The 12,242-nt window shown below is 72.1% G+C and carries 13 protein-coding genes and 1 tRNA gene; 7 read left to right on the forward strand and 7 right to left on the reverse strand.

Annotated features, from left to right (window positions below; translation table 11 throughout):
* Window positions 1–1,026 (reverse strand): L-seryl-tRNA(Sec) selenium transferase (selA, locus tag E4P42_RS26305; protein ID WP_135129578.1); only part of this gene is annotated, 1,026 nt, incomplete at its 3' end.
* Between the two features lie 78 nt (window positions 1,027–1,104).
* Window positions 1,105–1,199: transfer RNA gene (locus tag E4P42_RS26310), tRNA-Sec, on the reverse strand.
* Between the two features lie 18 nt (window positions 1,200–1,217).
* Between E4P42_RS26310 and selD the strand changes: the two genes are divergently transcribed.
* The 3 genes from selD (at window position 1,218) to E4P42_RS26325 (ending at window position 3,875) form a co-directional block, all read left to right on the forward strand.
* Window positions 1,218–2,231 (forward strand): selenide, water dikinase SelD, encoded by a 1,014-nt coding sequence (gene selD, locus E4P42_RS26315; protein ID WP_371287090.1) that lies wholly within the window; start codon window positions 1,218–1,220, stop codon window positions 2,229–2,231.
* A 22-nt stretch (window positions 2,232–2,253) separates the two neighbouring features.
* On the forward strand, window positions 2,254–2,634 hold the full coding sequence (locus E4P42_RS26320; RefSeq protein WP_135129579.1) for a VOC family protein: 381 nt from the start codon (window positions 2,254–2,256) through the stop codon (window positions 2,632–2,634).
* 62 nt (window positions 2,635–2,696) lie between these two features.
* Entirely contained in the window at window positions 2,697–3,875 is a 1,179-nt protein-coding gene (locus E4P42_RS26325; RefSeq protein ID WP_135129580.1) for an acyl-CoA dehydrogenase family protein, read from the forward strand.
* A gap of 10 nt (window positions 3,876–3,885) precedes the next feature.
* Here the strand turns inward: E4P42_RS26325 and E4P42_RS26330 are convergent, their stop codons facing one another.
* The 3 genes from E4P42_RS26330 to E4P42_RS26340 are packed head-to-tail and all read right to left on the reverse strand — an operon-like array spanning window position 3,886 to window position 6,805.
* Window positions 3,886–4,989, reverse strand: coding sequence for a GGDEF domain-containing protein (locus tag E4P42_RS26330; RefSeq protein ID WP_245234246.1), 1,104 nt, complete (start codon window positions 4,987–4,989; stop codon window positions 3,886–3,888).
* Between the two features lie 44 nt (window positions 4,990–5,033).
* Window positions 5,034–6,101 carry a M42 family metallopeptidase gene (locus tag E4P42_RS26335; protein WP_135129582.1) on the reverse strand — a complete coding sequence of 356 codons (1,068 nt, stop codon included), beginning with the start codon at window positions 6,099–6,101 and terminating at the stop codon, window positions 5,034–5,036.
* Between the two features lie 50 nt (window positions 6,102–6,151).
* Window positions 6,152–6,805 (reverse strand): hypothetical protein, encoded by a 654-nt coding sequence (locus E4P42_RS26340; RefSeq protein ID WP_135129583.1) that lies wholly within the window; start codon window positions 6,803–6,805, stop codon window positions 6,152–6,154.
* Window positions 6,806–6,859: 54 nt separating this feature from the next.
* Between E4P42_RS26340 and E4P42_RS26345 the strand changes: the two genes are divergently transcribed.
* A complete protein-coding gene (locus tag E4P42_RS26345; protein WP_371287091.1) occupies window positions 6,860–7,483 on the forward strand; it encodes a TetR/AcrR family transcriptional regulator C-terminal ligand-binding domain-containing protein in 624 nt (207 codons plus the stop codon).
* A gap of 10 nt (window positions 7,484–7,493) precedes the next feature.
* Here E4P42_RS26345 and E4P42_RS26350 read toward each other — a convergent pair whose 3' ends face one another.
* Together E4P42_RS26350 and E4P42_RS26355 are read right to left on the reverse strand one after the other, a co-directional pair.
* Entirely contained in the window at window positions 7,494–8,903 is a 1,410-nt protein-coding gene (locus E4P42_RS26350) for an APC family permease (RefSeq protein WP_135129584.1), read from the reverse strand.
* Window positions 8,903–10,018 (reverse strand): P1 family peptidase, encoded by a 1,116-nt coding sequence (locus E4P42_RS26355; RefSeq protein ID WP_135129585.1) that lies wholly within the window; start codon window positions 10,016–10,018, stop codon window positions 8,903–8,905. The genes E4P42_RS26350 and E4P42_RS26355 overlap by 1 nt, the downstream gene beginning before the upstream one ends.
* Window positions 10,019–10,145: 127 nt before the next feature.
* Between E4P42_RS26355 and E4P42_RS26360 the strand changes: the two genes are divergently transcribed.
* The 3 genes from E4P42_RS26360 (at window position 10,146) to E4P42_RS26370 (ending at window position 12,022) form a co-directional block, all read left to right on the forward strand.
* Window positions 10,146–10,757, forward strand: a complete 612-nt coding sequence (locus E4P42_RS26360; protein ID WP_135129586.1) for a TetR/AcrR family transcriptional regulator — start codon at window positions 10,146–10,148, stop codon at window positions 10,755–10,757.
* Window positions 10,758–10,820: 63 nt separating this feature from the next.
* Window positions 10,821–11,057 (forward strand): hypothetical protein, encoded by a 237-nt coding sequence (locus E4P42_RS26365; RefSeq protein ID WP_135129587.1) that lies wholly within the window; start codon window positions 10,821–10,823, stop codon window positions 11,055–11,057.
* 38 nt (window positions 11,058–11,095) lie between these two features.
* The gene (locus tag E4P42_RS26370; RefSeq protein WP_135129588.1) at window positions 11,096–12,022 is read left to right on the forward strand and encodes a CoA ester lyase; all 927 of its coding nucleotides are present in this window, start codon (window positions 11,096–11,098) and stop codon (window positions 12,020–12,022) included.
* Window positions 12,023–12,242: the final 220 nt, after the last annotated feature.

The following is a 12,242-nucleotide window of genomic DNA, read 5'->3' on the forward strand; positions in this document are numbered from 1 at the left end:
CGCGCGGGCGCGCAGGTCGGCGACGTCGGTGCTCAGCGCGCGCTCCACGGGCGGCGGCGGCCCGGTCAGCGTCGCCTCCAGCGCGGCCAGGGTGAGTTTGTCGACGCGCAGCGCGCGGGCGGCCGGATGCCGGCGCAGCCGCTCGACCAGCCCGGCGTCGCCCAGCAGGAGCCCGGCCTGGGGACCGCCGAGCAGTTTGTCGCCGCTGGCCGTGACCAGATCGGCGCCGTCGCGCAGCGCGGTCGTCGCGTCGGGCTCGTCGGGCAGCACCGGGTGCGGGGTGAGCAGACCCGAGCCGATGTCGACGACCAGCGGCGCGCCGAGCCCGCACAGGTCGCCGATGCCGACCGCCGAGGTGAACCCGGAGACGAGGTAGTTGGACGGGTGCACCTTGAGCACGAAGCCGGTGTCGGGTCCGATCGCGTCGGTGTAGTCGCGCAGGTGGGTGCGGTTGGTGGTGCCGACCTCGCGGATGCGCGCGCCGGTGGACTCCATCAGCTCGGGCAGCCGGAACCCGTCGCCGATCTCGATCAGTTCGCCGCGGCTGACGATGATCTCGCGGCCGGGCGCCAGTGCCATCGCGACCAGCAGCAGCGCGGCGGCGTTGTTGTTGACCACGTGCACGCCGCCTGCGGCGGGCACTGCCCGCGCCAGTGCGGCCAGCGCACCCCGGCCGCGGCGGGCCCGGCGGCCCGAGGACAGGTCGAACTCGACGTCGGTGGCGCCGCTGGCGGTCACCACGGCGTCGACGGCCGCCGCCGACAGCGGGGCCCGGCCGAGGTTGGTGTGCACCACCACGCCGGTGGCGTTGATGACCGGGCGCAGGCTCGCCGCCGCCTCGGGCAGCGCACCGGCGGCGTGGTCGGCCACGTCCTCGGGCGCGATCACCCCGGCCCGCGCGAGTTGTTGGGCCTCGCCGATGATGGCCTTGACCGTGGTCCGGCCCAGCGTGCGTTCGGCCTCGGCCAGTCGCGGGTCGGCCAGCAGAGTGTCGGTGCGCGGGACGCGGCGGCGCGGGTCGGTCACGGCCGTCACCCCCTCGCGATTTCGGTGTAGCCGGTCGCGGTGAGCGCGACGAAGTACACCGAAATCGCCGCGGTGAGATGGCGGAGGCGGACGGGAATCGAACCCGCCAGCGGCAGCTCCTGCCGCTCGACGATTTTGAAGACCGTGCCGGTCACCAGACCGGATACGCCTCCTCGTGCCATGGCCCCATCATGGCAGGCAGCATGGTGGCCATGGCCTACCGATTGACCCAGTACGCCCACGGCGGCGGCTGCGCGTGCAAGATCCCGCCCGGTGAACTCGAGGACGTGGTCCGGGGGCTGACCGGGGCCGGGCCGCGCGATCCGCTCGGGGAGCTGCTGGTCGGGCTGGACGACGGCGACGATGCCGCCGCGGTCCGGATCGCCGGCGACACCGCGCTGATCGCGACCACCGACTTCTTCACGCCCGTCGTCGACGACGCCTACGACTGGGGCCGGATCGCGGCGACCAACGCGCTGTCCGACGTGTACGCGATGGGCGGGCGGCCGGTGGTGGCGGTCAACCTGCTGGGCTGGCCGCGCGAGGTGCTGCCGTTCGAACTGGCGGCCGAGACGCTGCGCGGTGGGCTCGACGTCTGCAACGCCGCAGGCGCACATCTGGCCGGCGGGCACAGCGTCGACGACCCCGAGCCGAAGTACGGCCTGGCCGTCACCGGTATCGCCGATCCGGACAAGTTGCTGCGCAACGATTCCGGGAAACCCGGCACCCCGCTGTCGTTGACCAAACCGCTCGGGGTGGGGGTACTCAACAGCCGGCACAAGGCCACCGGCGAACGTTTCGAGGAGGCGATCGCGGTGATGACCACGCTCAACGCGGGCGCCGCCGCCGCGGCGGTCGCCGCGGGCGTCGAATCCGCCACGGACGTCACGGGATTCGGACTACTCGGGCATTTGTACAAGCTGGCCCGGGCCAGCGGGGTGACCGCGGTGGTCGACGCGGCGGCGGTGCCCTACATCGACGGCGCCCGCGCCGCGCTGGCCGCCGGATACGTCAGCGGCGGCAGCCGACGCAACCTGGAATGGGTTGCGCCGCACAGTGATCTGTCAGCGGTCAGCCACGACGAGGCGCTGCTGCTGGCCGATGCGCAGACCTCCGGCGGGCTGTTGATCGCCGGCGAGATCCCGGGCGCACCGGTGATCGGTGAGCTGGTGCCGCGCGGCCCGCACACACTGGTCGTGCGGTGACCGGCGCGGCTACCCTCGAGCCATGACCACTCCCGTGGGGACGCTCGCCTCGATCTCGATCGACTGCCCGGATCCCGATGTGCTGGCCCGCTTCTACTGCGACCTGCTGGGGCTCGAGGAGGTGTTCGCGACATCCGACCGCGGGGTGGTGTCGCTGTCGGGGGCGGGTCCGATGGTGACGCTGATGCGCGCCGAGACGTACGTGGAGCCGTCGTGGCCGCACGGGCCGCAGCGCCAGCAGATGCACCTGGACCTGGCCGTCGACGATCTCGACGCGGCGGTGGCGGCGGCGCTGGCGCTGGGCGCCAGAGAGGCGGAGTACCAGCCCGCCTCGGCGGCCTGGCGGGTGCTGCTCGACCCGGCCGGGCATCCGTTCTGCCTGAGCACGGTGCGGCCGGACTGACCGGGTACGGTGCCGAGGGACAGGCGGCGCGGGCGCGCCGCGAGCGGGACGGGAGTACGACGATGACGTCGATCGCGGGCGACCGCACCCTGGAGACGGCCCGCGGCCTGCGTGATCTCGTCCGCGCAGAGGCCGCCGACTCCGAGGCGCGGCGCACGCTGTCCCCGGCGATCATCGACGCGATGTGGGCCTGCGGGCTGATGTCGGCGTTCAATCCCGCCGAGGCCGGCGGAACCGAACCGTCGTTCGCGCAGATGATCGAGACCTGGATCGAGATGGCTTGGCAGGACGGGTCATTCGGCTGGATCGGGATCGCCAACCTGCCGTCGTCGTTCGCCGCGGCGTGTTACCTGCCCGACGACGGTTTCGCCGAGGTGTTCACCGCCCACGACAACCGGGTCACGATGGGCGGGCAGTTCTTCCCCAACGGGCAGGGCCACGCGGTGTCCGGCGGCTACCGGCTCAGCGGCGCGTGGAGCTTCGGCTCGGGCACCGGGCACTCCGAGTACGTCGCGGCCGGCTTCCTGCCGATGGACGACGGCGAGATGCGCTGGCTCAGCGAGGGCGTGCCCGACATGCGGGTCGCCGTCCTGCCCCGCGCCGAGGTCACGTTCACCGACGGCTGGCATGTGCAGGGGCTGCGCGGCACCGGGTCCTACGACTACCGCGTCGAAGACGTGTTCGTGCCGAACCACCGCACCTTCGCGCTGTTCACCCGCGCCCCGCTGCGGGGCCGGTCACCGGCCACCCGGATGGGGCTGATGCCGGTCACCGCGGCCGGGCACGCGGCGTGGGCGCTCGGTGTGGCCAAGAGCATGCTCGACGACGTCGAGGAGTTGGCCGCGACGAAGGTGCGGATGAGCGATATGGCGTCGCTGGCCGGGCGCCCCACCTTCCAGAAGGGGCTGGCCCACCACGTCGCGGCCTGGCGGGCGGCACGGCTGCTGGTCCTCGACGCGTTCGGCACCGCCGAGGCGGCCGTCGCGGGCGGCGCCGACCTCACCCCGCGGTTGCGCGCGGACATGCGCGTGGCCGCGGTCTACGCCACCGACACCGCCCGCGCCTGCGCCGAATGGGCACACCTGGTCGCCGGCGCCACCGCGATCCGGGACGGCAGCCGACTGGAGCGGGCCTTCCGTGACATGTACACCGGCACCCAGCATGCGTTCATCAGCGAGAAGGTCGCGATGGACGCGGCGGCGATCTGGCTGGGGCTGATCGAGGACCAGCCCGGGCTGTGACCGCGCGCGGTCAGACCGCGTCGTCGATCGCCGAGATGGTGCCGTGCCGCACCTGGTTGCCGCCGGCGCGTTTGGCCTCGTACATCGCGGTGTCGGCGGCGGTGATGGTCTCGTCGATGCCGGCGCGCCAGCCCGTCACGCGCAGCCGCACCAGCGGGGCGGAGGCCGTCCCGACGCTGGCCGTCACCGGGGCGGGCACCCGGGCGATCGCCGCGCACAGCCGGGTGGCCAGCGGCGCCGGATTCGACGCCGAGGACACCGTCGCGACGACGAACTCCTCGCCACCGGTGCGGCCGACCAGGGCCCCGTCGTCGGAGTACTTCGACAGGGCGCGGCCGACCGCGATGAGCGCGCGGTCGCCGGCGGCGTGGCCGTGCGTGTCGTTGAGGAGCTTGAACCGGTCGAGGTCGATGACCACCACCAGCAGGTTGCGGTCGGGGGTCCCGTCGGCGGACACCACCCCCGACAGCCGGCGGTAGAAGGCGCGCCGCGTCAGCAGGCCGGTCAGCGGATCCCACTCCGAGCGCAGCACGTCGGCGCCGAGTGCGTGCACGATCGTCTGGATGCCGAACGGGACGACGGCGTTGAGCACCATGACCAGCCAGAAGATCGCGAACGCCCCTATCGGCTGACCGGCGACGGCCAGCCGCACCGCGCTGAAGGCGGCGACCGCGAAGGCGGCCGCGAAGATGTAGCCGGTGTAGCGGGAGGTGTGCAGGAACGCGACGTACCCGGCCGGCGTGACGAATCCGACGCAGCCGATGAGCCCGATCAGCGGATCGGACTGCGCGAGGCACGCCGCCGAGACACAGCACACCGCGACGAACGACACCGCCAGGGACTGCGCGCGGGTCGGCCACCGGCGGACGTAGAAGCCCATCGTCGACATGCCCGCGATCCCGGCCAGCACCGACACCACCACACCGACGGTCGTCGACGGGCCGAAGGAGGTGAACACCAGCATGATCGGAACGAGGGCCAGCGAGGTCACCATCGCCGTGAGCACCAGGCGGGCAGCAGGCATCATGCCGCGGCTCTGCAGATAGCCGGTCAGCCAATCGAAGTGATCCGGCAGCCGCCACCAGCGCCGGACGACCTCCGTGCGTGACCCCACCCCACGATTGTCCACCCCCCGACCATCCGATTGGTCGGGATGGCTCATGCGGCGACGGGATGGAGGAGGAACTCCACCAGGACGTCGGCCATCTCGGTGACCGCCTGACGCCGGATGACCTCGTAGCCGTGCGTGCTCAGCGTCGGCAGGCACAGCAGCGCGGCGCGCGGGGTCAGGCCGGTCGCCTTGGCGTGCGAGGCGTCGGATTCGAAGGCGCCGAGCACCGCGGCCTGCGGGGACAGGCCGCACTCGTCGGCGATGGCGATCAACCGGTCCGCGACGTCCTTGTCGTAGACGCACATCGCATCGCTGTACCCGACGATCGGCCCGCCGCTGCACGTGGTCCCGTACTCCGCCTCGGTGGGTCCCACCTCCAGCGCGACGGTGAGTTCGCCCGGCAACGTGCGGCTGGCGTACGAACCGCCCACCCCGCCGATCTCCTCACTGGTGGTGAACACGAGATGGACGTCGCCGGCCGGGCGCTCACCGGATCCGCGCAGCCGCCGCGCCGTGTCGAGCAGCGCGGCACAGGCGGCGCGGTCGTCCATGAAGTAGCAGCCGAGGTAGTCGCCGAACTGCACCAGCGTGCGCTTGCTGCGGTCCACACAGACCCGGGTGCCGGGGCCGATGCCGGCGGCGCGCAGCTCGTCGGGGGTGCGGCCGGTGAACACGTACACGTGCAGCCAGTCCAGCGACTGGTCGCCCTGATCGGGTTTGGTCTCCCAGATCCGCTGGCTCTCCTTGGTGGTGTGTTCCGAGCCGAGGGTGAGCACGCCGGTCAGCGTCTCGCGGTCGCCGAGGATCGCGACGGGCCCGAGGCCGAAGTTGGCGGGGTACATGGTGCCCAGCGGCGTCAGGTGCAGGCTGCCGTCCGGCTCGACGCGCTTGACCAGCATCGACAGCTCGTCCATGTGGGCCAGCACCCGGGTGCCCGCGGTGTCCCCGGTGTCGCCGCGGATCACGCCGACCAGGTTGCCGGCCTCGTCGACCCAGATCTCGTCGACGTGGGGTTCGAGTTCGCGGCGGCACACCGCCCGTACCGCGTCCTCCTGTCCGCACGGTCCGTAGGCGTGCAGCAGCTCCTGCAGCAGATCGGCGCGAAGATCAGTCACCGGAGCTGTCTACCCGCGCCGCGTGGCAGATCCACCCGCCGGTGGCGCGGCTAACCGGTCACGGCGGGCAGGCCTGCGCGCAGCGCGATCGCCTGCTTCTTGCCGATGTCGATGACGACATCGGGCGGTGTCGGGTCGCCGGTGGCGCTCTGGAACTCCATCCGCGTCACCGACGGGCCCTCGGTGAACAGCAGCACCGTCACATCCTTGGAGCCGTCGGGGGCGGTGCCTGCGATGACGGTGCCGTTGCTGCCGACCGGCGCCGGCTCGGGCGTGCCGCCGGCGACGGTCGCGTTGATCGCGTGCAGCGTGGTGTCGAGCGCCGCCTTCGCGGCGTCGGCGTCGGGCAGCACGTTGATGGTCACCCCGACCGCCCGGGTGTCGTCCTGGTTCACGAACAGTGCCGACACGCCCTGACCGCCGCGGCGGTTGGGCACGGTGGAGCGGGTGACGAAGGTGTCGGTGGCGCTGCTGATGTCAGCGGGCTGGATGAGCAACCGCGAGTAGTCGACGACGGCCGAGCTGTTCTCCTTGGGCGCGGAGGTGGGCGCCGAGGAGGGTGCGCTCGACACGCTGGTCGGCAGGCCGGGCGGGGACGTCGCCGCCGGCGTGTCGGTGGGTGCACAGGCGCTCAGGCCGAGCGTGAGGGCTGCCGCCGCGAGAGTGGTTCCGATGGTGAGCGACGAACTTCTGACGTGACGCATGGATATCGGGGAAACCTCGGGGTGCAATCGAAAGCTGAGAATATACTGAACAGAGTGTCCACTAAAGACGGTACACGCGCCCCGGCCGGCGCCGCAAACATCGAGAGCGGCCGGCGGGGCCGGCCGCGCAATGTCGAGGTCCGGGCCGCGGTGCTGGCCGCAGCCGCCGACCTGGCGCTGTCCGGTGGAACGGGCGCGGCGACCATCGACGCGATCGCCAAGAAGGCGGCCGTCAGCCGCACCACGATCTACAGATGGTGGCCGTCGGCGGCCGCGATCGTGCTCGAGGGGCTCCTCGACACCATGCGCGGCTCGATCACCCGCCCCGCGGGCAGCGACACCCGCGCCACGCTCGCCCACCATCTGGAGGCGCTGCACGCGATCCTGACAGACCAGGCCACCGGACCGCTGGTCCGCGGGGTGATCGCGGCGGCCGCCACCCATCGTGACGTGGCCGTCGCGCTGCTCGACCAGTGGCTTCTGCCACGCCGGGCCGCCGTCACCGCGGTGCTGCTCGACGCCGTCGCCGCCGGCGAGCTGCGCGCCGACCTCGAGGTGGAGGTGGTCGTCGACGCGCTGTTCGCGCCCGCGTACTACCGGCTGATGTTCGGGCTGCCCGCGCTGGACGAGCCGGCGCTGACACAGTTGCTCGACACCGTGTGGCGCGGCTGCGTATGAGCCTGCGCGCTCACGCCCGCCGGCGTCGGGCCAGGCAGCCGAGCGCGAAGCCGACGAACGGAATGGCAGCCAGCACCGTGCTCAGCGCCGCACTGCCGCCGGTCACCAGCGTGAAGTTGGTCAGCACCAGGTAGAGGCTGCCCAGCAAACCGACGCACGCCAGCGCCGGGGCGATGCGGGTCTGCCAGACGCGGCCGCCGGCGTGGTCGCGGTGGCGGGTGAAGTACACCAGGACCGCCACCGATGTCGTCAGCATCAGCAGCACCATCCCGACCGTCGCGACTCCGGCCATCGAGCCGAACACCCCGACCAGGGGGTCGACCCCGAGCGCGGCGAGGATGCCCACGATCACGGCGGCGGTGACCGTCTGCACCACCGAGGAGAACGCGGGGGAGTGGTGCCGGTCGTGGACGCTCGCCAGCCGCTGCGGCAGCAGGCCCTTACCGGCGAGGGCGAACTGATAGCGGGCGATCACGTTGTGGAACGACAGCACGCAGGCGAACAGGCTGGTCAGCAGCAGCACGTTGACCACATCGCGGCCGATGCGGCCGAGCTTGTCGTCGGTGGTGTCGAGCAGCATGTTGCCTTCACCGTCGAGCGTGCGTTGCGCCACCTCGGTCACCTGGTCGGGCCCGATCGCGACGACGAACGCCCACGCCGTCAGCGCGTAGAAGCCGCCGATGATCAGAACCGCCGCGTAGGTCGCGCGCGGGATGGTGCGCTCGGGGTCGCGCGCCTCGTCCCGGAACACCGCGGTGGCCTCGAACCCGATGAACCCGGTCAGCGCGAACAGCACCGCGATGCCCAGCGGCCCGCTGGTGAAGACCGCGGGGTCGAAGGAGGTCAGCGTCAGGCCGGCCGGGCCGGGATCGGCGACGATCACCAGGTCGAGCAGCACCACGATGCCGATCTCGAGGATCAGCGCGACGCCGAGGACCTTCGCGCTGAGCTCGATGTGCCGGTAGCCGAGGACTGCGACGATCGCCAGCGTGGCGAACGAGTACAGCGGCCACGGCAGCTCGGGGCCGCCGTAGAACGTCACGGTGTCACCGATCGCCCAGCCGATGTAGCCGTAGATGCCGACCTGTATCGCGGTGTAGGCGATCAGCGCGACCGCCGCGATCCCGGTGCCGGGCCTGCGGCCGAGCCCCTGGGTGACGTAGGAGAAGAACGCGCCGGCCTCGGGCACGTACGGCGTCATCGCGACGAAGCCGATGCTGAACACCAGCAGCACCAGTGCGGCGATCAGGAATCCGACCGGTGCGCCCGCGCCGGGGCCCAACCCCATCGCCAGCGGCATGTTGCCGCCGATCACGGTCAGCGGCGCGGCGGCGGCGACCACCATGAACACGATGCCGACGGGGCCGAGCCTGCCGTGCAGCCGCCGCTCACCGGCGGTGGGTGTGGTGTCGGTGCTCATCAGGCCTCCCGGGAGTCACGGAGTGGGGATCGGTCCATCGCCCGCTGCAGCAGGTCGTGGTCGAGGGCGTGCACGGTGCGTCCGTCGCGGCCGGTGACCGTGGCGGCGCCGACCATCGCGTTGATGATCGCCTCCTCGGTGGCCTCGATCGTCAGGTCGAACAGCCGCGTCATCAGCTGGGGCGCGACCATCCGCAGCGGCACCTCGGGCCGGTCGGTGTCGGTGTCCTCGTCCCAGGCGTACGGCGGGATCCCGCGGTTGCCGGTCGCGAACGCCAGCATCAGGTCGCCGCTGTACTGCTCGCCGGTGCCGCCGAGGCGGCCGACCGCCAGGGCCGCCCGCTGCGCGAGCCGGGTGCACTGATGTGGCAGGAGCGGAGCGTCGGTCGCGACGATCACGATGATCGAGCCCGAGCCGGGTTCGTACCGGGCGGGCATCTCGGGCAGCGGCACCGCGTCGGGGCCGATCAGCTCGCCGACGGGCACGCCGTTGATCCGCAGGCGTTCGCGGCGGCCGTGGTTGGCCTGCACCAGCACCCCGACCGTGTAGCGGCCGGCCTTGGTGTCGGTGACCCGCGACGCGGTGCCGGTGCCGCCCTTGAAGCCGTGGCAGATCATCCCGGTGCCGCCGCCGACGTTGCCCTCCGCCACGGGACCGCCCGCGGCGGTGGCCAGTGCGGCGTGCACGTGCTCGGCGCGGACGTGGTGGCCGTTGATGTCGTTGAGCAGGCCGTCGTAGGTCTCGCCGACCACGGGCAGCGACCAGTACAGCCCCTCGCCGCGCGCGACCACCTGGGCGTCGACCAGTGCGTCGCGGACCACCCCGACGGCGTGCGTGTTGGTCAGCCCGATCGCCGAGGTCAACTCGCCGGACTCCCGGATCCACTCCAGGCCGGTGAGTTCCCCGCTGCCGTTGAGCCGGTGCGCGCCGGCGAAGACGGGGGTCGACCAGATGTCGTCGTGGGGCATCACGACGGTCACCCCGGTGTGGACGGCGGGTGGGCCGTCCTGCTGCAGGGTGGTGTAGCCGACCCGGACGCCGTCGACGTCGGTGATGGCGTTGTGCGGTCCGGTGGGGTGGTCACCGACGCCGACGCCGAGGTCTCGTGCTCGCATGGGGCCTTCCGGGGGAGGTCGTTCGCCTCCCGTTCTTTTCCTATTTGGAAAATAATGGGCCTGTGATCCGGATCGCGCAAGAGGACGGCGACAATCGAGCGACCGAGACGAAGGGAGCCCCGTACCCGTGGCACGCCCCAATCGCCAGGCAGAGCGCCGGGAGGAGATCCTCGACGCCGCGATCGCGCTGATCGAGCGGCACGATCTGGCCACCCTGCGCATCGCCGACGTCGCCGCCGAGCTGGGGCTGACCGCCAACGCGGTGCGTTACTACTTCAAGGAGATGGACCAGCTGCTGGCCGAGCTGGCGCTGCGCTCCGACGTGCGGTTCTACGACGACCGGCTGGCCGTGGTGGCGCGCACCGAGGACTGCCGTGAACAGCTGGCGCTGACCATCGCGGCCGGCCTGCCGACCGGCCCCGAGGATGCCGAATGGCGGTCGATCTGGCGGGCGGTACTGGCGGCCGGCTTCGAACTCGATCAGCGCCGTGACGTATCGGACATCTATCACCGGCAGGTCGGGCTGTACGCCGACGTGCTGACCGCGGGGGAGCGGGCCGGGGTGTTCCGGCTCGGCGCGCCGGCGCGCGACATCGCGATGACGCTGATGGCGATGGAGGACTACCTCGGCTACCGCATCGTCGCGCGCGATCCGCTGATGGACCGGATGACGTCGCTGCGGTTGATGCGCCAGTACGCCGAACTCGCGACCGGCGCAACGCTGCCGGAGACGGTCTGAGCCGAACCGCCCCTGGTCGGGTTCGCCTCGCCCTACAGTGAGGCAGGTCATCGAGGAGGCACCATGGCGTACCCAGCGAAGCGACTGCTGACCGCGGCGCTGTCGGTCGCCGCGCTGACCCTCGCGCCGCTCGGTGTCGCCACCGTGGCGACACCGGCCGCCGCCGGGGCCTGCCTGCCGGGCGAGACCGGCGTGACCAACGGCTGCGCGCCGTTCTGTCTGCCCGGCAAGTACCTCGACACCGCCACCGGGCTCTGCCTGCCCGTGCCACCGCCACCTCCGCCGCCCGCCCCGCGCTGACCCACCGTCCCGCGGGCCCCGGCTCGGCGGGTGGGACCATGAGTGCCGTGTACGACGAGGGCTCATTCGACAGCCATGACTCCGAGGACGTCGGTTCGCGCCTCGATCCGGTGCTGGCGCGCAGCTGGCTGCTGGTCAACGGTGCGCACGCCGACCGGTTCGCGCCGGCCGCGCGCTCGCGGGCCGACATCGTGGTCCTCGACATCGAGGACGCCGTCGCACCCAAGGACAAGAACGCCGCCCGCGACAACGTCGTGCAGTGGCTGGGCGCGGGCAACTCCGACTGGGTGCGCGTCAACGGGTTCGGCACGCCGTGGTGGGCCGAGGACCTCGCGGCGCTGGCCGAGACGGCGGTGGGCGGGGTGATGCTCGCGATGGCCGAATCGGTCGATCACGTGACCGAGACGGCCAAGCGGCTGCCCGGCGTGCCGATCGTCGCGCTCGTCGAGACGGCGCGCGGGCTCGAGCGCATCACCGAGATCGCCGCGGCCAAGGGCACGTTCCGGCTCGCGTTCGGCATCGGCGACTTCCGCCGCGACACCGGCTTCGGCGACAACCCGGCGACGCTGGCGTACGCCCGGTCGCGGTTCACGATCGCGGCCAAGGCGGCGCATCTGCCGAGCGCGATCGACGGCCCGACCATCGGGTCCAGCGCGCTCAAGCTGATCGAGGCGACGGCGGTGTCGGCGGAGTTCGGGATGACCGGCAAGATCTGCCTGAGCCCCGATCAGTGCGCGGTGGTCAACGAGGGACTGTCGCCCTCGCAGGACGAGATCGCGTGGGCCAAGGAGTTCTTCGCCGAGTTCGAGCGGGACGGCGGCGAGATCCGCAACGGCTCGGACCTGCCGCGCATCGCCCGCGCCACCAAGATCCTCGACCTGGCCCGGGCCTACGGCATCGAGGTGTCGGAGTTCGAGGACGAACCCGTGCACATGCCCGCGCCGTCGGACACCTACCACTACTGATTTCTCCTCAGCGCAGTGATCGATGTTTGAACCGCGGCGTGGGTGGTACAGCCCGCCCCATGCTGACTGATCACCTGAAACGCGCCCCGGTCCTGGCCGCCGGCGCCTCCGCACTGGCCATCGCCTTCGCCGTCCCGGCGGGCGCCACCCTGCCGTTCGCCGCGGGCGGACCGCCCGGCTGCGTCGACCCGTACGGCACGGGCTGCGCGGCCCCGCCGCC

The organism is Mycobacterium sp. PS03-16, from assembly GCF_004570325.1.
Classification (GTDB): domain Bacteria; phylum Actinomycetota; class Actinomycetes; order Mycobacteriales; family Mycobacteriaceae; genus Mycobacterium.

Bases quoted from the DNA above. Each gene is read 5' to 3' on its own strand.
- E4P42_RS26355 (WP_135129585.1), bottom strand. From the start codon at position 10,018: ATGCGAGCACGAGACCTCGGCGTCGGCGTCGGTGACCACCCCACCGGA.
- E4P42_RS26350 (WP_135129584.1), bottom strand. From the start codon at position 8,903: ATGAGCACCGACACCACACCCACCGCCGGTGAGCGGCGGCTGCACGGC.
- E4P42_RS26365 (WP_135129587.1), top strand. From the start codon at position 10,821: ATGGCGTACCCAGCGAAGCGACTGCTGACCGCGGCGCTGTCGGTCGCC.
- E4P42_RS26325 (WP_135129580.1), top strand. From the start codon at position 2,697: ATGACGTCGATCGCGGGCGACCGCACCCTGGAGACGGCCCGCGGCCTG.
- E4P42_RS26320 (WP_135129579.1), top strand. From the start codon at position 2,254: ATGACCACTCCCGTGGGGACGCTCGCCTCGATCTCGATCGACTGCCCG.
- E4P42_RS26370 (WP_135129588.1), top strand. From the start codon at position 11,096: ATGAGTGCCGTGTACGACGAGGGCTCATTCGACAGCCATGACTCCGAG.
- E4P42_RS26340 (WP_135129583.1), bottom strand. From the start codon at position 6,805: ATGCGTCACGTCAGAAGTTCGTCGCTCACCATCGGAACCACTCTCGCG.
- selD (WP_371287090.1), top strand. From the start codon at position 1,218: ATGGCAGGCAGCATGGTGGCCATGGCCTACCGATTGACCCAGTACGCC.